This window comes from Pacificibacter marinus (assembly GCF_900109555.1).
In the GTDB taxonomy this organism is placed as follows: Bacteria; Pseudomonadota; Alphaproteobacteria; order Rhodobacterales; family Rhodobacteraceae; genus Celeribacter; species Celeribacter marinus_C.
The window spans coordinates 128,584-148,843 of sequence record NZ_FNZV01000009.1 but is presented as its reverse complement, the minus strand read 5'-3'; the positions used below and the strand labels follow the sequence as shown (position 1 = coordinate 148,843).

Annotated in this window: 13 protein-coding genes, 1 tRNA gene and 2 pseudogenes; 7 read left to right on the top strand and 9 right to left on the bottom strand. The window is 51.3% G+C overall.

The genetic code is table 11. From position 1 onward, the window contains the following. The first annotated feature begins 78 nt into the window (after positions 1 to 78). The 3 genes from BM025_RS12715 to BM025_RS12705 all read left to right on the top strand — a co-directional run bounded on the left by BM025_RS12715 (position 79) and on the right by BM025_RS12705 (position 3,656). Positions 79 to 543 carry a hypothetical protein gene (locus tag BM025_RS12715; protein ID WP_085849939.1) on the top strand — a complete coding sequence of 155 codons (465 nt, stop codon included), beginning with the start codon at positions 79 to 81 and terminating at the stop codon, positions 541 to 543. A gap of 432 nt (positions 544 to 975) precedes the next feature. Beyond that, positions 976 to 1,719: a hypothetical protein gene (locus tag BM025_RS12710; protein WP_085849938.1), complete on the top strand. Its 744-nt coding sequence runs from the start codon at positions 976 to 978 to the stop codon at positions 1,717 to 1,719. After that, positions 1,716 to 3,656 carry a hypothetical protein gene (locus BM025_RS12705; RefSeq protein WP_085849937.1) on the top strand — a complete coding sequence of 647 codons (1,941 nt, stop codon included), beginning with the start codon at positions 1,716 to 1,718 and terminating at the stop codon, positions 3,654 to 3,656. Before BM025_RS12710 ends, BM025_RS12705 begins: the two co-directional genes overlap by 4 nt. A gap of 295 nt (positions 3,657 to 3,951) precedes the next feature. On the opposite strand, the gene BM025_RS12700 is transcribed toward BM025_RS12705, so the two are convergent. The 3 genes from BM025_RS12700 to BM025_RS12690 form a co-directional block, all read right to left on the bottom strand. Further along, positions 3,952 to 6,093, bottom strand: coding sequence for an AAA family ATPase (locus BM025_RS12700; RefSeq protein ID WP_085849936.1), 2,142 nt, complete (start codon positions 6,091 to 6,093; stop codon positions 3,952 to 3,954). Then, on the bottom strand, positions 6,090 to 7,076 hold the full coding sequence (locus BM025_RS12695; RefSeq protein ID WP_085849935.1) for a hypothetical protein: 987 nt from the start codon (positions 7,074 to 7,076) through the stop codon (positions 6,090 to 6,092). The genes BM025_RS12700 and BM025_RS12695 overlap by 4 nt, the downstream gene beginning before the upstream one ends. Before the next feature lie 87 nt (positions 7,077 to 7,163). Continuing rightward, positions 7,164 to 7,649 (bottom strand): hypothetical protein, encoded by a 486-nt coding sequence (locus BM025_RS12690; RefSeq protein WP_085849934.1) that lies wholly within the window; start codon positions 7,647 to 7,649, stop codon positions 7,164 to 7,166. Positions 7,650 to 8,083: 434 nt separating this feature from the next. Here BM025_RS12690 and BM025_RS12685 point away from each other — a divergent pair, with 434 nt between their 5' ends. Further along, positions 8,084 to 8,950, top strand: coding sequence for a DMT family transporter (locus BM025_RS12685; protein ID WP_085849933.1), 867 nt, complete (start codon positions 8,084 to 8,086; stop codon positions 8,948 to 8,950). Positions 8,951 to 9,153: 203 nt separating this feature from the next. On the opposite strand, the pseudogene BM025_RS18950 reads toward BM025_RS12685, so the two are convergent. Next, a pseudogene (locus tag BM025_RS18950) lies at positions 9,154 to 9,255 on the bottom strand (IS481 family transposase); the annotation flags it as partial. Between the two features lie 266 nt (positions 9,256 to 9,521). Next, positions 9,522 to 9,797 (bottom strand): hypothetical protein, encoded by a 276-nt coding sequence (locus BM025_RS12680; protein ID WP_139204574.1) that lies wholly within the window; start codon positions 9,795 to 9,797, stop codon positions 9,522 to 9,524. Between the two features lie 637 nt (positions 9,798 to 10,434). Here BM025_RS12680 and BM025_RS19755 point away from each other — a divergent pair. Both BM025_RS19755 and BM025_RS12675 read left to right on the top strand, forming a co-directional pair. Further along, positions 10,435 to 10,568 (top strand): annotated as a pseudogene (locus tag BM025_RS19755) (DDE-type integrase/transposase/recombinase); the annotation flags it as partial. Positions 10,569 to 11,232: 664 nt separating this feature from the next. After that, positions 11,233 to 11,943: a hypothetical protein gene (locus BM025_RS12675; protein ID WP_085849931.1), complete on the top strand. Its 711-nt coding sequence runs from the start codon at positions 11,233 to 11,235 to the stop codon at positions 11,941 to 11,943. Here BM025_RS12675 and BM025_RS12670 read toward each other — a convergent pair. From BM025_RS12670 to BM025_RS12655, 4 genes are all read right to left on the bottom strand, one after another. Next, a complete protein-coding gene (locus BM025_RS12670) occupies positions 11,874 to 15,245 on the bottom strand; it encodes an AAA domain-containing protein (protein WP_085849930.1) in 3,372 nt (1,123 codons plus the stop codon). The genes BM025_RS12675 and BM025_RS12670 overlap by 70 nt on opposite strands. 300 nt (positions 15,246 to 15,545) lie before the next feature. Continuing rightward, on the bottom strand, positions 15,546 to 17,579 hold the full coding sequence (locus BM025_RS12665; protein WP_139204573.1) for a site-specific integrase: 2,034 nt from the start codon (positions 17,577 to 17,579) through the stop codon (positions 15,546 to 15,548). 157 nt (positions 17,580 to 17,736) lie between these two features. Next, positions 17,737 to 17,811, bottom strand: a tRNA-Asn gene (locus tag BM025_RS12660). A gap of 68 nt (positions 17,812 to 17,879) precedes the next feature. Beyond that, a complete protein-coding gene (locus tag BM025_RS12655) occupies positions 17,880 to 18,785 on the bottom strand; it encodes an MBL fold metallo-hydrolase (RefSeq protein WP_085849928.1) in 906 nt (301 codons plus the stop codon). Between the two features lie 75 nt (positions 18,786 to 18,860). Between BM025_RS12655 and BM025_RS12650 the strand changes: the two genes are divergently transcribed. Continuing rightward, positions 18,861 to 20,168, top strand: a complete 1,308-nt coding sequence (locus BM025_RS12650; RefSeq protein ID WP_244515681.1) for an ATP-binding protein — start codon at positions 18,861 to 18,863, stop codon at positions 20,166 to 20,168. Positions 20,169 to 20,260 lie beyond the last annotated feature (92 nt).

Here is a 20,260-nt window from a genome sequence, read left to right as displayed (position 1 = left end):
TCGTATGGTCCACCGAGTGCGTTGCCGCATGAAGCCAGACTTTTTAGATCAGCCTGTAACCAGACCATTTTGGACCATATGCTTGGGGCATTTCTGTTCGGTGGGATTACCGCTGCTCTTGCAAACAAACCAAGTGTTGCCGCATGCGTGCTGCCCGTTCAACCAACCAGAGACCAACGCGGGTGGCCATTGGGGCAGGGCGATACTTTGGGGCAAGCACTTTGGATTGCCCGTAAGTGCCGCGCTGGGTTTCTATCACCGGGATGTCTTCGCCTTGCAAGGCTTGAAGGCCGCTCAGGAGGACCTGCAGGGCTAAACCGCGTCAGTAGTTACACCATTGTAGATACGGAAACTGGCCGCTTGGATTCGAAACTCTCGACCATCCTGACACTCCTAAACGGCCTCGGGTTCTCTCTTATGGTGGTCCCAAACCACATGGCACATCGAGTAAAGCTGCTTGAGGCAGTCGAGCTCAAGCCCGAGGCAGAAGAATATTTAGGCGAAATTAACGGTTGGTATTTTGACATGGATCTGACCAGGTGAGCGATAAGCTAAATGCCTTCATTGATGAAATTTTGGTCGGGTCTTTCAAAAGGGATGTCTTAAACGAGCGCGTTTGGTGGCACGAAAACGCGACAGGTCCATTTTGAAACAAGGGAAGTGATGCAACGATTTTCAATCACGGTCCCACTTCATCTAAACTTCTTTAATTTTTCTCATCTTCCAAAAACACTAAATCACTACAGTACTACACCTTACTTTATGCGAAATAAATTATCCTAAAACTTTACTCCAGCGTTGCTTACTTCGAAGTGCACAAAAAAGTTTCAAATGGTCGATGTAAAATTATGCATAAAAATCAATTGGATAATTTTTTATACCATATACTTTTGTGCATTTGGCTAAAAAAACATTTTGCAGGAAAAAGCCATATCTCCTCCAATAGTTGTAGAAACCGAATTGGAGAAATAGCAGATGAAGATTAATTTAACGGTGATTGCAAGTGATGAGCCGCGTCGGTTGACGAAACACATCACGCTCCAGAATAAGGAGCTCATTACGGAGGCGGGTGGCTATATGACGCGTGGCACATATGCCGTGCGCCAGCTTGAAACACTCGAGGATTTCTCGGAAATTCTGGCATCGCTTCGCTCGAACGAAGCACTGGTTTATGGTGTTCCGAAGGGCGCTGCTGCAGGAGTCGTCGTGACGAAGTCTGCACTTGAGAACATGCCTGAGGACAAACGTCAGGGGCACATTGCGCGGTCAAATGACTGTTTTGAATGGTCCAGTGGACCTGGTATTTTCATGATTGATATCGATCCGCCAAAACAGGGCTCGGCGCTGACCAAAGAAGATGCGATCGCAAGTGTCCGCAGTGTCGCTCCCGAGCTGAGAAATGTACCAATGCTTTGGTTCCCCTCATCCAGTAGTTACATTTTTGCTGACGACGGCAGCGAGCAGAGTGGTCTGCGCGGACAGCGTCTTTATGTGCCTGTTTTGGATGCCAGAAAAATCCCTGAACTCGCGGATGCTCTGTGGAAGCGAGCGTGGGCGTCAGGACATGGATCCATTTTGGTGAGTAAAGCTGGACAGATCCTCAAGAGGACCTTTTTTGACAAGTCGGTCTATCAGCCCTCACGTCTTGATTTCGCCGCCGGTGCCAGCACAGGAAAAGGTATCATTCAGAAACGCGGAATGCCGGAGCTCGTAGAATGAAACATTCAGATAAATTTCTCGACGCCGAAAAGGTCACCGTAGACCAAGAAACCTTGGACCTTGCTCAACAGAACATGGACGAGGCCGTCAACGCCGAGGCAGACGCTGCAATGAAGATGCGCGATGCATGGATTTCCGCACGGGCAAAAGACATGCCTGATGTGCCAGAGGCGGTTGCAATTGAAACGTTGGAGCGTGCGATTGACGATCAAGTGTTGTCGGGGGCTTTTGTGCTGAGCTTGCGCTGTCCGAAAACCGGATCGCTGCGCCATCACTCCGTGTCCGAAGTTTTGACGAACACGGGCGCGTTCGATGGTTGGGATGCGCTTGACCCGATCGACATTAATTCTTCGGAGGCAAAGGTTTCTGGAAAACTCCGCCTGAAGGGCAAGGCACCGCATCTTGATAGTTTTTCCAGTGGTGCTTGTAGATATCGCCTGCAAAAGGACATCGACGCACACGAGGCCAAGCGTGTGGCGGTGGAAGTGTCTCGTTGTGATCCCGCATCAACGGTGGACCGCTGTGTGGAGGCTTTAGCTGGTGCTGGAAAGTTTTACATGTCTGGGCAAACAGTGCTCACCATTAGCAATGGTGCATCGCGACCATTGTCTGTGAGCCGCCTTGATTATGAATTGTCGAGGATTGTCGCACCGTATGCGGCTGTTGAGACGAAAGGTTTTGAGACACAAAAGTCAGTCCAGCTTTCGCCAAGGTCACTCAATCAAATCCATGAACTCCTTATCGACCATTTGCCCAAGCTTTCGGCCGTCGTGTACCATCCTGTGCTGCGTCCTGACGGGACGTTGATCAAAAGTGCAGGTTATGATGCTGCGACGGGTGTCTACGTTAATAATGGTGTCTCTCGCTTTCCAAAAATTGAAACAGAGTTCGACCCTGAGCGCATCGAAGAGCTTGTCAAAACCTGTCTCAAGCCGTTTCGCGAGTACCGCTTTGCAGACCACCGCAAGGGGCGCACCGCCATGCTTGCAGCTGTTCTCACAGCTGTTTTGCGCCCTGCGATGGAGACTGCGCCCATGATCGCCGTGACGAGCCCTGAAATTGGCGTTGGAAAGAGTTTCATCGCTCAGGCTCTTGGCATTATTGCGACGGGAGACCTGCCCAAGATGAAATCCGTGGAGCGGTCAAACTCATCAGAAATGCGCAAACTTTTGTTTGCGGACCTGCTCGAGCAGAACCCAGTGATGGTTTACGACAACATGGACGGCGCGTTCAGGAATGAAGTGCTGACGTCGTTCATTACGACACCGGTATGGTCGGACCGTGTTCTTGGAGAAAGCAGGACAGGCGGCAGTATTCGCAATACGGCGCTTCTGGTCACCAACGGTGTGAACATGTCCTTTCCGCGCGGCATGAGCCGCCGCTATCTTCTCATCGACCTGCGCCCGCCCTGTGACAATCACATCACGGCTGACTTCGGGTTCACGCCACATGGCGAGGCCAAACTGCACCGTCCCGACATTATTGCTGCCGCATTGGGCATCGCCGTCGCTGCGCGTCCTGAAACGCATTATGGTAGGACATTGGGATCGTTCGAGACGTGGACACGTCTTGTCCGCGATCCGATTTTGCACCTGATGAGAGAAGTTCCTGACATTCATCTTTGTGACCCACTCGACCTGTTTGTCGAGGCGATGAGCAATGCCGTTGATGATGAAATCTATAGAACGTTCCTCGAGAAACTCTTTAAGCATGTTGGGGGTGAGGAGTTTGAGGCAGATCAAGCTCGCACCGTCATTGCTGAAAAGGTAGATATCAAGGATTTGGTCTTTGAGATATCAACGTCAGAGCCGACGCTTTCGAACCGCAGCGTTGCCGCGATCCTCGGAAAGCTGCGTGGCCTCAACCTTAATGGGGTGCGCCTCACGTCGAAGAAACGCGCCGGACGCAACCTGTGGAAGATTGAAGGGCTGGAGTGAGGTGGGCCTTGGAGTACCATTGCCAAGGACTCGCAGGCCGGCATGTCAGGGCGTCCAGTTTACCTCAATTTGCTACGGGTATGCGCATACTGCCTCTGCAATTGGCGTACACCATGAGAAAGGTGAGCATGACACATGTGATAGCAATGGCGGCTTATAGGGCGTGCGGTTGTTCGTTCTCTGAAAGAAACTTAAAAAAATCAAATTTATTGATCGTTTAATAATTAAGTGGCGAACCTCATGGTTGTTAAACGATCAACAAATTAACGAAGGATCTCTCGACGGTTTTCGGGTTTCATTTCTGAAACGATGCACTTGATGTACCAGAGGATGCCCCTGTCGAGACGGAAACCTTCGCATCCTGTCCGGACGCCTCCCCATTCAAAATTCCGAACAAATCCTCGCGCGTCAACTCCCGCTTACGGATGAGTTCCCGCGCAACCCGATCAATGACATCGCGTTGATTTGAGATGATCTCTGTGGCCCGTGCTTCGGCATGCAGAATCTCTCGGTTCAAGTCAGACACGAGGTAATGACTGGGAATACGAAGATGCAATTCTTCTGCGTGGAGGAGGGTGTCTGGGTAGAATCCCCAAGCATGGCGCATTTTAAACGCCAAGTCAGTTGCCATACGCAGATCGGTTTCCGCGCCGGTAGACACGTCCCCAAAGCACAGCATTTCCGCGGCACGCCCTGCGAGTAATACAGCGAGATGCGCCTTGGCTGATGCCAACGTGAGTGGGCCTTTTGGTGTGGACAGAAGTTCACCGCCTGTCTGGGTGATGCGTAATTTTTCGAGGCTCAGTGCACCCAGAGCATGCCCCACAACCGCATGGCTGGCTTCATGAACAGCGACGCGGTGCTCCAATTCTGGCGCCATTGCAGGGCAGAGTGTCTGTGCTGAATCGCGCAGATGTGTGTCATCAAGCGTCTCGCCTCGGTGTCGCGCGCGACCACGGGCATCTCGCACAATGGCCGTGACTTGGGCAGCAGACACACCAACAAGTTGATCTGCAATCGGGATGAGCTCTCCGGTACAAATGTCACCCCCGATAGCAATTTCAAGAATGCGGAGAATTCCGGAATGATCCGGATTTCCAAACTCGATCTTTCGATCAAAACGACCAGGCCGAATGATGGCTGGATCAATCATTTCAGGATAGTTTGTTGCCCCAAGAATGATAACGCCAGATGTGCTCGCCAGACGTGTCAGGTGTTCCAACAGGGCGTTCACAACGCCTTTGATATAGTCAGAGTTCCGACTGGGTTTGTCGCGGCGAGAAAAACTATCGAGTTCGTCGATAAAAAAGATCGATGGAGCACGGCGGATGGCATGGTCGACTGCATTCGAGAGGGCCAACAGCATGTCACCTTGATGTCCCGCTTTTTGGCATTCGGCGTAGCTTGTTGAGATTAATGGGATATTGGCGGTCCCAGACAATGCCTCTGCCAGCAGGGTCTTGCCATTGCCCGGAGGCCCGTAGAGCAAGAACGACGCAGTAACCTCGGACCAATCCAACTCTTTGGCTCTCCACGCCGATAAGTCGGCCAGGAGCTGATCGAATGCATCACGGGTGAGGGCAGGGAGGGACATGCTGTCGAGGGTGATGCTTGAGCGTTTCCGCAGGTCTTGGGCCTTTCGGACATAAGCTTGCAGGCGCGTGGCAACCGCGAGCGATGTGTCCGCGTGAAGCGCCGCGCGCAAAGCAGGAAAGGACATCTCTGCTAGATCCGCATCCTTTGGCAAGCGATCACGAATTTCTCGTTCCGCGAGCTGTTCGGTGCAAGAATGTGTTTGCCGCAGCACTTCGATCAAAAGATCGCGCGACACGGGCGGTAATACAAGATGGCCTGTGACCAGAGGTTGAAATGGTTTTGGCAGGCAGTCCGCACTGGGCACATAGACAAGCGCGCTTTGCCCCTTGGCGGTCTGCAACCCCAGGTCAATATTAAAGCTGCGCGCTGTGCGATCCGCGTCAGAAACACTGTCGTGGGGATCACCGTAAGCAATGGACTTGATGTGGCGATGCGGAGGCAATTCCGGAAACAGCTGTCCGACTTTGGCCAGAATACGGTCCATGACCCCCGCGACACGTTTGCGTTCCTCGGCATCGCCAATCTCAATCAAGGTCAAGGCTTGCGGCGCCACAACCGCCTCCAAATTGGCTCGGTTGGGAAACGCGGCAGAAAACTGAGCCCCAATGATCATTAAGCTGAGAGAAAACTCAACCCGTCGACGCGGCGGCTGGCGATCGACGCCCTGTGCCCATGGATCGATCTGTTGCCCAATGCAGGTTGAGTAGTCGGCGAGGGTCAGAGTGGGCGCCAAGGGCAGGGGCACCTCAAACGCGGGGCCGGTGGAGAGAGGCGAAGTGTATAGCGCACGTAAAAGATCGCGTTGAAACTGCAGAGAGAAGCTGTCGTCAGATTGGCTCATTCCGGAATGTCCTCATTGCTATGCCCAAGCCGGTCCTCGATGTCATCAAGCATCGCGTGAATGGTCGGCTCTGCTGCGGGATCATAAATCTCGGAGGCCGTGTTGATCGCATCGCCGTAAGCGGCTTTCGGGATGGCCCATTCCGGATACTCCTGTTTCAACGTGCGATGACAGCGCTCCTCCTCCTGACGCGCCAGGTGGCCCGTAGGCATCGGAACTGTGCGAATGATCTCCGTTGGAACTGTGATGGCGATGCCCAATTGATGACGCAGGCGTTTTTGAGGCCGTACGCCGTACCCCAGTTTGATGACGGGGAGATCAGGAAGATCAATCCGGAAGAGATAAATGAACGATGGCTGTGCTGTGCGTCCAGTCCAACAGCCTGAACATTTACAATCTCCCCAGAGCATGTTGCCGATCATGACATCCTGCAGTTGACCGCAGCTATGGCGGTACTGGCGATATCCGCGTTTGCCACTTTGGGCAGGGCCGATCAGCTCCCAATCAAAGCGCAAGGCTTCTTGTTTATAGCGCGCTTCGCGGCAGATATCGCAGCTCAGGGCGTGGCCCCCTTCAGCTGCGGCTTTCATGCGATGATGCTGCCGTTTGACCGTGTGCCCGCAGGCCAGTTTAATAACAGAAATTTGCGCAGACTTTGGATCAACGCCAAGATATGTAGCGCCCACGGTTTTGGCCTGCGCAGTTCTGGCTTTCCGGATGCAATGCGGACATTCCGGAATGTTATTCAGGACGACGTTTATGCGTTTGGGCTGCGTCCCATCACAGTGATGACAGCGGATCAAGACATGCAGTCGATCGATGACTCTCGCAATGATTGTGAAGTCTTTAGACTGTGCTGCTTTTTGCCAGTGTGGCGGAACTTTGCCCCGATGAATGGGGTAGCTGTGCGCCCCAGAGCGAATGCTGGTCTGAGACTGACAAGAAGAACGCTGAGACGAAAGGTCGGGCTTAGATTTGGACATGAAACTCTTTCTGTAACCTGAAATTGATCGCACCAAAGGGTCGGGCGCAGCTAAGGCCCGGCTTTCGAAGACTGAGTGTGTTTGAAATCAGGTGATCAGAAGGTCGCTGACATCAGGCCGTGGTAAGTTGTCCTCACTCTGGCAAAGCCCATAAATCGCAGCCATATCGATCAGCTCAGCAATGCGGTCGTTTGGAGTGGCGCCCGTCTGAAACGCTGCGACAGCATTGTCCATCACTGTCATATTGAGACTCGCGCGTTTTTTACCCTGCAGACGGTTCTGAAGCATCGCCGTGAGTTGGAACGCGACATTCACCAGTGTGGTGTGTGTGAGTGCGACAGGGGCAAAAGTCGACAGGCACAGCTTAACGCGCGCCCAAGCCTCAAAAGCCTCCACATGTTTTTCGATACGGGCTTCGTGGTCTTTCACAATGCAATGTTGATAATCGGCTGTCATAGCGACCAAAAGTGCATCGCAGACAGCTTCCAAAGCATCGATGGATTGTTCAGAATTCCAATTGGATTTTGGGGTTACAAGAACGCCTTTTGGCGTGATAGATACAACATTATCCATAGTGATCTCCTTGGCAGATCGTTGTGGTCAGCATGTGGATTGGAGTTCCCGCTCCTTTCCTCATGTGTATCTATATAATAATTGATATTAAGAAATCAAGTAATCATTCGGAGTCAACATCGTGACAGCGCGAGGACGGCCAAAAACAGATACGCAACCCGTCATGGTCCGCCTGCCAACTGAGGTCATCGCCGAGATAGACGCAGCGCGAAAGCAACAAGACGATCTGCCCACAAGACCCGAAATGATCCGCAGGATGATTGATACGTGGTTGCGAGAACATTCAGGCGACAGTTGAGTGCGCGCAGCAGGTAAGCTTCAGGAAGCCCACTGGCAGGTTTTAAATGGATGTGTCGCTGTACCGGATCACAGCCATGCATCTCACCACTTTAGGCAATACTGCCGAAAAACAGTAACTCATTGGAAATACTGAAATGAACAACGTCAACGGCATATTGCTGATGATCTTAGCTATGGCCGGATTTGCGCTCGAAGACTTGTTTGTGAAGTTGCTATCCAGCAGTATCTCGACGGCTCAAATTCTGATCGTCATGGGGCTCGCCAGTTCTTCTATCTTCGCGGCAATGGCGTTCAATAAGGGCCATAATGTTTTTGCAGCGCAGTCTTACTCTAAGACAATGATTGCCCGGGCAGTCGTTGAAGCGATGGGGGCGATAGCGTTTGTAACGTCACTTTCATTGGTTCCGATTTCCACCGTTGCCGCAGTTTTTCAGGTCACGCCGCTGGCTATCACTATGGGCGCTGCATTGTTTTTAGGCGAACAAGTCGGGTGGAGACGTTGGACTGCTATCGCTGTTGGGTTTTTCGGGGTGATTGTCATTATCAGACCAGGTCTTAGCGGGTTTGATCCCGCCGTGCTTTACGTCCTTGTCGCAGTTGTGTGTATCTCCGCACGCGATCTTCTCACCCGGCGCATCCCAACCAATATCGCATCGACGGTCATTTCATTCCAAGCCTTTGCATCGCTGATTTTCGCCGGAGCACTCCTGCTTGTTCTGAGTTCAGATACGATGGTTCAAGTTTCAAAATTGGAAGTCGCGTACTTTGCAGGTGGAATTGTGTTTGGCGTGGCAGGATACTACGGCCTCGTCACGGCCACACGGATTGGGGATGCCTCAACCGTTACCCCGTTTCGCTACACACGCTTATTATTTTCGATTGTCGTCGGTGTAATTGTCTTTAACGAACGCCCCGATGCTTTGACACTTCTCGGAGCTGCAATCATTATTGGAACGGGATTATTTACGTTCTTGCGTGAACGCAAACTTTCGTCTCGATAGGCAATGGATGCGATGGTCTTTCGCACTCAATGTATGTCGCAGCACGGGTGGCGACTTGCTGGTATGAGCCGAGATGTATGCGCTTTCTGTGGCGGCCTGTGTTCGGCACCCGATCTCAATTCATGAAGAGTTTCTTCGCCCTCCAGATCTGAGATGTTAAACAAATGCCCCCGCGAATAACGTCATCTACATGAGAGACAGCATCCAACCCCAAAATAGCGGCAAGCCTTCGCAACATGGCCAATCTCTTCAGCGTAGCGCAAAATCCGCAGCTTACGTTGAATCTCGCGTTGATCCTTGTTCATGAACATCTCCTTCTTCCCAAGTCTGGGAGGTTAACGGAAATGCCTCGCGAGTAACGACATATCTACACTGCTCGAACTCTTCTTCTCTCGGGTGTTCCCATGCCTGTGATCTTCAACACGGAATAGGGGCCGCATTGAAGATGTGGCCCGTCGAACGCTTTGGATTGATGGACGAAGGAAGCAACCTTATTGATGCCGTTGCATAAACCTGCGTTCATGCCCTGTGCATGCACTTTCTGCCTCTCGGTCGCGGGGGGGGAGCAACATCACGAGGCCCACGCAACCTCCAATTCGAAACAGAAGTCGTGCAGTTTTTCAGTCAGTTCGTCTTCGTGCGCGTGGAACAGATGGTGTGCTTCAATTAGGCCATGCTTACCATTGACCCGGTCTATATGCAGGCCCACATTCGCACCGAAATATTCGAATATAATCTGAATCCCTTCAGTCACGCCATGCGCTTCGATAGATACGTCCATCGTATAGAAAAATTTGTCGATGCAGCGGACAGAATTGACCGTGATTATCGTTGTGTCTTTTGTCATGTTCTTTGACCTTTCGTGTTTGTGAACATCTGATTTCAATTGATGCGCTTTTTCTGAAAGTTCAAATTCAGTATGGGAGTTATCCACATAATACATCGATATTATGTGTGACTTTAGGCCAAGGACTTAAGGTGGTTCCGCAAACCTGATCAGGTTGTCGGCTTAGCTGAGATGTAATGCGATTTCAGATGGGCCTATAAACCCGACCTATTTTTTGAAAATTCCGCCCGTTTTTTGGCGAAACGTCACAGTTTTGGGTGTTTTGTCACGCTCTGTGACATCGTTGTGACAAATTTTGTGACACGTAACTATATGAAAATTATATATATTTATATGTTTGTCACAGTATTACAAGAAATACAGAATAGTGTTCATGCACGCATACACACACGCGCGCGCATGTACACACGCATACACGCGCACGCACATGAACTCATATTTTGGTGTGACATGTGACAACGGTTAACTCATTGATATTAAACAATTACCGTGTCACAGTGGCTTTTATCTAAGTTTTAAATTAAAAAATATACTATATATATCAGACACTTACGAATATTTTCAAAAATGGTCGCCTGTGACATTTTCTGTGACGCCGGCCCAATACCGCTGCGCTCGGTCTCAAAGGTTGTCCCTATGGGGTTGGTTCTATCTCAGCACAATCGTGGATGACTACAGCCGCTACATCATCTTATGGAAGCTTTGCTCCGACATGACGAGCAATGTGTGATAAATGCGCGGGACCTCGCATTGCAGGCGTCAGGATGTGACTAAGTTCACGTCATCCACAAACCACGCCTGTTCGGCGCAGATGTCGTTGAGATATCAATTTCGGCCATCCATCTAGGGTCTTAGCAGCCGTCTGGGTTAAAGGCGCGATCCAAGCTGCATCAGCGAACAGGGATCCTTGTTCGGCATTCTCGGTTTCGGGCCTGCCGTATTTCGCGATGGATTCCTTTGATGCCTCGACGCAAAATCTGGTGTCTGAACTGCCCCTTGTTGGATGCGGCAGGGGAATGAATAGCAGGGAGGTGATGCAGTGGTTTTCAGTCACGGTCCCACTTCATCTAAACTTATTTAATTTTTCTTATCCCTCAAAAACACTAAATCACTACAGTACTACACCTTGACGTCGTTCATTCCGACGCCGGTGTGGTCGGACCGTAACCTTGGCCTTACCAGCCTCTCACCGCTGAGCTCTATGCGAGAACTTTTGACTGCCCTGAAAGTTCACAAAACTGGGCGAGGGCGCAAGTAATCGATCTTGATGTCGGCCCCGTGTTCGAGGCGCAAAATGATCACGGGAGGATAAAACCCCAGAAATTCGAAGCAGACCACGCAAATGTGGATAACTTTCCCGATGCTGCAGATTTTCCTTTGTTTGAGAAAATTAAGACATATTTAGCTACATCGATAACGAAACAGGGAGTTTGAAATGGCGCGGAATTACAATCATAGCCTTCAATATATCGCGGAGACGATCAAGAAACTCACCCAGCAGATGGGCAAGAAACCGATCTATCGCGAAGTGCGGGCGGCACTCCCTGGTGGTGCTGGAAATGACAGGATTGCAGCTGCGTTTAAATTGGTGCGCGCTTCAAGCGAGCCTGAATCCGCATCTGGATCTGTGGGACATCAGGAAACGGATATGACGAAAACGCAGAACTTCGCCAGCGCTCTCTTGGCGGATATTGAGAAGCTTATTCCTGGTCGCGAAGAGGTGTTGGTTCCTCTAATTTCAATGATACACAAGGCAATCACTCAGGCGCTGCATGCTCAGGAGGAAGAAGTATCTGCACTTAAAGCACATGTCACTGAACTTAAAACTGAATTGATTTCGGCACGCGATGAGGTCACCAAGCATGAGAAAGCTATCGGGGCAGCTCATGAGGCAACAGCCACTGCACAAAATGCTGCAGGCGAGCAGATGACGCGCATGAAAGCCAAGCATCAAAAATCATGTATGAAAATTGCTCAGAAGGCCTATAGCGATGGCCTGAACTATTGGGTTCCTTATGACGAGGATGACATGCCCGTAAGGCTCCTGTTCCTGTCTCGTTGTGTACCGATCGTCGTCTATTTTTTCCGCCGCTTTAGGTCATCTGTAGTGACGCGGATTTCTTCTTCAACGTGTGCTCCACGGTAAACATATGAGGTTTCATGGCGCATGTATTGCCCTTCGCGGTCTGCGCTGAGCCAGTTGAAGGACCCTACGCAAAGAAGATCATCATCTACTGCCACAATCTTGCTGTGTAATTTTTCGAGGCGGTGAAGTGAGACGCCAATATCTCTAAGTGCACTGTCAGCTTCGTCGATCTGAGTTGCACCACTTGCTGTCAGGCTGGCATTGAGCAGAGGGTCGGCATAAATATCGATGGTTGCGCCACGTTCAGTGGCCGTTTTCAGAGCCTTTAGGATACCGGTGCGCTTCATTGTGCGCAGTTTTATCCAAGGGCTTACGATTAAATATTTTTGTCCCTCGCCCGAGAGTATTTTTTGAATAAAGGCATCGTGTTCGACAGCATCACGCAGGCTTTGAATCTCGCTGTTGCGTTCTTGCAGATCAAGTCGTGGCATGGGCTCAAAGTCGAGATCCCGTCCCGGGCGATCCAGAAACGCGGACAGCAGCGCACGCGGAGAGCCAGGTGTGGCGCTGGCCAAAAGATCCATATCCCCAAACAGCAAGAAGCTGTCTTTCGCTCGTGATACAGTCACGTTCAACATGCTGGGTGAGGCATCGATAAAACCACCATCGGCGTGTTTCGAATAAACAGAAGAAAAGATCACGACAGGCCTTTCTGCACCTTGCAGGGCATGGACTGTGCCAATCGTCATACCGTCGCGACCCAAAGTTGAGATTTTCTGAGCGGAACAGGCCGCACGTAATGTGCGGACTTGCGCACCAAATGGTGTGACAATCCCGACGATCTGTTCGATGGGGCGGTTGTATTTTTCTTCAAGAGCTTCGCGATTTTCGGCGATCCAAGCAGCGATCGTCTGCGCTTCTGTTGGGTTGATGCGACTGTTCCCTGAACGGATCGCACGCCCGTCGACATGGACATAGCCCATAGCGGGCAAAAGGGCATCACTCGGGACCGCACCTCGCATTGGGCGCAGTTTCCCTTTGTAACAAAGGGCATTGCTAAAGCTGATGATTTCGTCGTGGCAGCGTCGATGCTCAAATAGCCAAAGCCCCTGATCTAGGTCCGGCCATGGCGAAACTTGGCAAGCCGCTTGGGCTAAGCGCATTGCGCTTCCTGACGTGCTGCAAAAGGCGGTGGACTTTAGCGATTGAAACCCTTCGGTTTCAGACAAGAATTTCGTTTTGCGCAGATTTCCAATGTCGACCGATCGGGGCAGGGATGAGATGGGTTCGATTTGTCGTGTGTCTCCGATCACCAGAGCGCGCTTTGCAAGCGAAAAGGCCGCACCTGCAACCTCGGGCAGGACTTGTCCCGCCTCATCTATTATCAACAGGTCGATGAAATTATAAAGATATTCGTTGGCCCATTTCCCACCACTGCGCCTGCTGTAAGCAAGTTTTGTCGGTAGGGTCGCAAATGTAGAAACAGCGCAAGGCGTGAGCATCATACGTCGATGCCAGCGGGGCACGAGTGTTGCTTTGCCTCTTTTGTTGGCCGAGACGGCAATCTCAGCAAGATCCTCTTCCATTGCCAAGAGCCAACGCCCTTCCCAATAATGGGTGGCAAGGCGGAACATGTCGAACCGCATGCCAAGGTCGAGATGATCCTCAAGCCCATCTTCTCCGCCCAACCTCTCCAGCATTGCCTGATTTTCCGCTTCGGCACAGGCGAATGCCGCACGCAGCGACTTGATTTTCCTGAGAGTATCCTCACTGGTTGCAAGGTCTGCGTCTGCGGTTGATGTCTGTTTTAAAAGATGGCGATCAATGTCTTCGACGCGGTTAAGGTTTTCAATTCCTTGAAGCCCTGACAAGGCTATCCGTGTTCTCAGGGTACGCTTTCGTTCAACAGAAGGAATAAAGCTGAAGACTGCAGTCAAACTCGATTCCGCTGCAATGTGGTGATCAAATGCGGCGCGATAGTTGCGCAATGCGTGAGCTTCCACAGATTTTTCTTCAACCAGCGCTTTTGCATGTTGCTCTGTGGCCTGCGGGTCAGGGCCGAGGGGGTTAGCCATGACTGTGGCCTCGACCAAACGCTCGAGGCTGAGGTCCGCATCGTTAAGTTTTTTAACAGAGGCCATTATGGACTGTCGTAGGGCCTCAACGAACTCTGTGATGCCCCCGATTATATCTGGGAACGCAGCACGGGCCGAGGTCAGCCACGCCACTTTCGACGCCTCGAAGACATCGACGGTTTCCATACGGGTTTGGAACTCCTCGGTTTGATATTTTTCTGCGGCCTCCCGTCTGCGCGAGTTCGCGGGAAGAAAAATTCCGTAGCTATCAACTTCAGGAAGCCAACGGCCTGCAAAAGGTCCTGCGCCTGTCGCAAAGTCTTGACCAAAGGCATCAATGATATTCGTGACCGCCTGATTGTTTGAGGAGGCGGCCACAATCACAGGTGGGGCGCCACCTTCGAGGGCTGCACGTACCCAAAGCCCCGCCACAGCCGACAAGAGCATGGTTGTCTTGCCTGTGCCTGGTGGGCCATTGACCGCGATCACTTCACCTGTCTGTGCTGCATCGAGCCAAGCCAAAACTTGTCTTTGTTGTGCCGCCAGTGGGAAATCTGGATTCGAATGGCCAAGACGCCTAGACAGTGCCCGTTCAACCATAGGGTCGACGGCAGAAGTTTTTCGTGGGGCTGCAAAATTCTCAAGCAAAGGGGTGTTGGGCTTGTCTGTGAGAACTTTATCGTAGAGATCAAGGTTGCTGCGCACAGTCACAGCGGCATCCTCCGCTGGTTCCAAAAAACCATATCCTGCGGGTCGGTAATGTTCATCGCCCTCTGGCCATCCCTGCGTTACGGCGTCGAGCATCTTACGACTGTGGGCCAAATATCCTGCCCAGTCATATGGGTTTTGCAGATGCAGTGGATCAGTCGTCAGAAAATCGTCTAGTGTTGCGACCTGTCCAATTGAAAATGCATCGGAGGGCAGCGGCGTCAGAACATCTCGGGCGATGGTGCTGCGCTGAGGAAGAATGCATCCCTCTCGATCGATCACGGCTTCGGTCACGACTGGGCCGACAAGATCGGGACGACCATCTCGGACACCAGAACCGTGGGATGTGCGCCGTGCCACGACAAGGGGCCATAAGCGAACACCGATTGTTTGTGCGCGCGGCCGATCCTTGAAAAGCTTATTGATTGAGGTGGTTGGCAAGCGTCCATCACGCAAACTTTCGGGCGACACCTCTATAAAGCGATTTCGATCTCGATGGCTGTAACTGCCCTCTCCAAGAGCTCCATCTGCAAGAGATGTGCGCCAATAGCACAAGATAGCGTCGAGAGGTCCTGTCATTGCATATCTCAAAAATCAGGTCTGTTAATCCACTTTGCTTTTCCAATTCAGAAGACGCAAGTGGTGTGAATGTTATTGCGTAATTTTTTCAGTGTTTTATCCGACGATTCTAACAAAGTTCCATTGGACGTGTACACACCAAATCAATCGGGCTCAGGCAACGCCTGAAAGCCCCCACTTTTGATAAGGTTCAAGCCGGTCATTTGGACAGCTCCGATCCTCGTCTCACACATGGGAAACCGCAGCCACACTACCGTAGGCGCCATCAGTGAAAGGCAGGAAAGGGGCGCTCGCTCATATCTACGTGTGATATACTGACATTAACCGCGGCAGTTTCTCAATTGCCTCCCGCTTAACGCTGAGTGGTGTTTCGTCGCGATATGTGGATGTGTTGGTCCCTTCTTTCTCATCATTATCGATGTGGCCCACCAAGTCAGTCCGCGTAACCCCAAGTACATCATTGCAGTGCAACAAGGTGTGGTTGACGTAATGTCTGAGGCTATGAATGCAAAGTTTGCGCGGGTTATCATCTAATGAAATATTCATTGCTTTGCGCCAAGCGTCATCAAAACGTTCCCCGAATTTTTCTACCGACAATGCAGGATCTTCGGCTTTTGAGCGCTTAGATCCTTTTCGTGGTACAGGTACAACATCGGGAAATAGTAGCTTGTGACCCTTCTTGGCGATTGAACCGGCATATTCAAGAAAGCCAAGTTCTATCAGATGGGAATGAATAGGCACGACGCGCGTCAACTTATCATCTTCGTTGATGTCCGCCGCTTCACCTTTGATGCCGCGGTAGACGTTGGACTGGATCACGAGGGCAGGGATGCCTTCTATGACCTGAACGTCTGACGCCAACATACCCGAAATCTCAGCCCGTCTTGCGCCAGTATAAGCCAAGATGAGCGGAATCCAGTATTTTCCATCTTGCACAACGGTTGTGCCCTGCTCGTGGCGGCGCCCCGCCGAGTGCGCTCCTGTCCAAATCGTGTGGGAAAACAGTTTACGGGCTTCATCTATACGAAAAACAGCACGTGCTTTATGTTTGTTGCGTGAAGATTTCTTTTTCGGCTTCAGGTTTTTCGTGTCGAGATCAGGCAGCGGAATTCCTTCTGCCTTTGCGCGTGCAATCACCAATTCAACTGATTTCACATGACGCCGACGCGTGCTTGCGTCTAAGCCAAGCTCATTGGCTGCCATATGCTTGCCATTCAAGTACACCTCTTCAACTGTGCGGTGTGCATCTTTAGAAGAACGTAAGAAGTTTTTAGGGAACTTCTTCAAGCTATCAGACCAGTGGGCCAAGTGCGCCTGACGAATATCGGTGACATTGGCAATGCCGGTAATAAACATAAAACGACGGATATCTGATCCTCGCTGTTTTTTGACGTCATTACTCATGTTGTTATCGACTGCAGATCGCCAGAAGATATGTGCGATATTATTTGACCATTCTTCTGGTGTGGCAAGTTCAGCGTATTCCTGTTCGTCATAAAAATACTCTTCAAGAGTTTTCATGGTCTTACATATATTTTTTGAAGTGGCGGATGCCCCAAAGTTTTGCGGTATTTCTGGTGTTTTGGTGCTTATGGCTGAGGGCGCAGCAGGCAGTGAGGCACTCAGAGCAGGATTCTCTTCGGGGGTGGTGCCCACGCACGCTGTTGCCAGATGTTTAGTATGACTTACCGTCTTAAGTTCACCATTATCAACGTGGGACTCGGATCCCAATTGAAACTTTTGCAATGCCTGCAGGCGTGCGCGAAAATGTGACCCACGAAGCTGCGCCAGATGTTCTTGGTCATTGATGACTTCATTTGTTAAATCCGTGAAGGTGGAGCACAGTCGATCGGTAGTTGGTTTTGAAAAGGCCTTGCGAGCTTCAACAGCATACAAATGCAAGAGTGTATCTAAGGTCTCTTTGTCCCAAGTTGGATCAATGTCATTCATCGGAAACTTTTTACGAATACCGCGTTCAAGAAAACTCTGATAGATAATGGGAAGCAGATTTAGTATGCGCTCATTGAAATCTGAGTACCGACCCTTCATCCGAGAGAAATTAACCTGACGATTCAGTTCCGAGATGCAATTTTTGAGGTAATGCTCGAAATACCGAGACACAATATCGTCTGGTAAAGCTGGTTTAAGCAAAAGAAAACTATCAAACATTTGGTCGAACTCCATCTTAAGGCACTCAATCCATTTAAGTGCAAGATTTTGATCTGTCGTCCCCAATGTGATGCATACTGGCGAGAAAAATGTGGATAACCCTGGGATGCGGCGGCGAAAGTAGAAGCGATTGCGTTTGCAGTAGAGGTATTTTTGATTTGTCACTGTGGACCTCAAATTTGAGGCCATCGCTTACGAATACTAAAAATCGGTACCCTGTGAACCCTTTGTGAGACGCCAGTGAGACGAATTTAAGGGGAGAAACGAAAGTGGTTGGAGCCACTTTCGTTTTCTCATCCATATCAACAACTTAAGTTGTTTATGGCTCCGGCGGTAGGGATCGAACCTACGACAAATTGATTAACAGTCAACTGCTCTACCGCTGAGCTACGCCGGAATGTGTGGGCTGTATAGCCATGGGGTTTGGAGGCCGCAAGAGGAATTTGTGACAAAATTCGACTTTTTTTAAACTTTGTCATTTACCAAGGAAAATACAGCGGTTTCGCTTAAGCTTGGTGTGGCTGAAACCTTGTATTGTTGTTGCAGATCAATGAGGTGGGCGAATGTGTTGCGCATAGCTGCCTGAAACGTGAACGGGTTTAAATCGCCGTAGACCGCTTGGGTGATCTCTGGCAGCGTGCTGTTTTTGCTGCTCAAAGCCTGTAAAACTTGGGTCTCGCGTTGGGCACGGTGATCCAGCAATGATGTGATCCTTGCGTGGGCGGTTTCTAGCGCGTCCCCATGCCCAGGATAGAGCGGGCCGTCACGGCGCGCCAAAAGCGCTTGGCAACTGCTGCGAAACGTTTCGGCGTCTCCATCGGGGGGTGAAATCAACGAACTGGACCAGCCCATAATCAAATCGCCGCTGAACAAACGACCTTGCCACGCAAAGCACAAATGATTGCCCATATGCCCAGGGGTGTGCAGCGCAGTGATCTGACCTGCGGCGGTGTGAAGCGTCTCACCATCCCCAAGACAAATGTCAGGCGTGAAATCCAGATCAACACCTTCGCCACCCCCCAAATTGAATGTCTCAGCCAAAGCCTTCATCGTATCAGACCGGCCTGCCAAAGCATCGCCAAAGGCATAAATCGGCGCGCCTGTGGCCTGCGCCATGTGCCGTGCGCCTGCGCTGTGATCTTTGTGCGCATGGGTCACCAAAATATGCGACACCCGCGCCCCGTCTGGCAGCACGCTGTGCAACGCATCCGCATGCGGCCCGCTGATCGGACCCGGATCAATCAACACGCGCTCTCGTCCCATGCCCAAAATATAACTGTTGGTGCCCCAAAACGTCATCGGCGATGGGTTGGGGGCAATCACCCGCACAAGATCTGCGGCAAGCTGGGTGATGGTGTCTGGGCGTTGCATCGTGTGTTTCCTCTTTGCAAGCCACGCGCACGCAGCTACCAATGGCCTATGGTATTTTCATGGCTCAAAAAATATATGCCGCGCGGATTGTATGGCCGTGCTGTGCTCATCTTGTTGGTGCCAATCGTTGTATTGCAACTTGTGGTTTTGATCGCCTTTTCGCAACGCTATTTTAGCGATGTGACCCGACAATTGATGCGCGGTGTGCAAGCCGAAGTGTCGTTTTACACCGATGGCTTGGAAAATCTTGATGCTGCCGTGCTGCCAGAAGTGCTGGTTGCGCTTGATATGAAGCTTGGGTTCACCTCGTCCTTTGGCGATGATGTGGCGCCCGTGCAAACCCGCAGGCCGTGGTATGATTTTTCAGGCATCTTGATTACGAGCACTTTAATCGAAAATGTTCCAAATATCGAAGGGGTCGATTTAACCACAAATGATCGTCTTGTGCAGCTGAGCATTGCCACACGTGCGGGGCGCCTTGGGTTGGCGATCCCGCGTGAGCGTGCCTCGGCCAGAAATCCGCACCAGTTAATCTTGATGACCACTGTGACCAGTGTGATCATGGCCTTTGTCGCGTCTATTTTCTTGCGCAATCAACTGCGCCCGATCCGGCGTTTGGCGCGCGCCGCCGAAGCATTTGGTCGCGGACGCAATGAACCGTACAGGTTGGCTGGCGCTTTAGAAGTACGTGCCGCAGGGGCCGCTTTCGTTGACATGCGCGCGCGCATTGAACGCCACCTTGAACAGCGTACTTTGATTTTATCAGGGGTGTCCCATGACCTGCGCACGCCGTTGACGCGGATGAAACTAAGCCTGTCACTTTTGCAAGTCGATCCAAGTTTGGACGACGATATTGCCGCCATGCAAGAGGATTTGTTGGAAATGGAGCGGCTCTTGGACGAGTTCTTGGCCTTTACCCGCGCAGATGCGTTGGATGCGCCGCAAACGGTCGATGCCAATGTGATTTTATCTGCCGCGCACACGCGGGCTGTGCGGGCAGGCGGGCAGGTTGAACTGTATGCCTGCGATCTGGGTGAAACTATGATGTCGGCGCGCCCTGACGCTTTGGCGCGGGCTTTGGACAATCTGATTTCCAACGCTCTAAGATATGGCAAACGCGCGCGTCTGTCATTGACTGTGCACGAGCGCTCTGTGGTGTTTAGCGTCGAAGATGATGGTCCGGGGATTGTTGCATCAGACCGCGAAAAGGCATTGCAACCTTTTGTGCGTCTAGATGAAGCCCGCAATCAAAATCGCGGGTCTGGGGTTGGGCTAGGGTTGGCCATTGCAACCGATATTGCCCGAAAACATGGCGGCAGTTTACGTTTGGGCGACAGTGTGGAATTGGGCGGATTAAAGGTCGATTTGGTCATCGCACGATAGGCCCACGCGCATCTCAAATATGCGGCACACATAGCAGACGCAAATCCGACAGTTGCCATACCAATAGCCGACGCCAAACATACCGCCCAAAA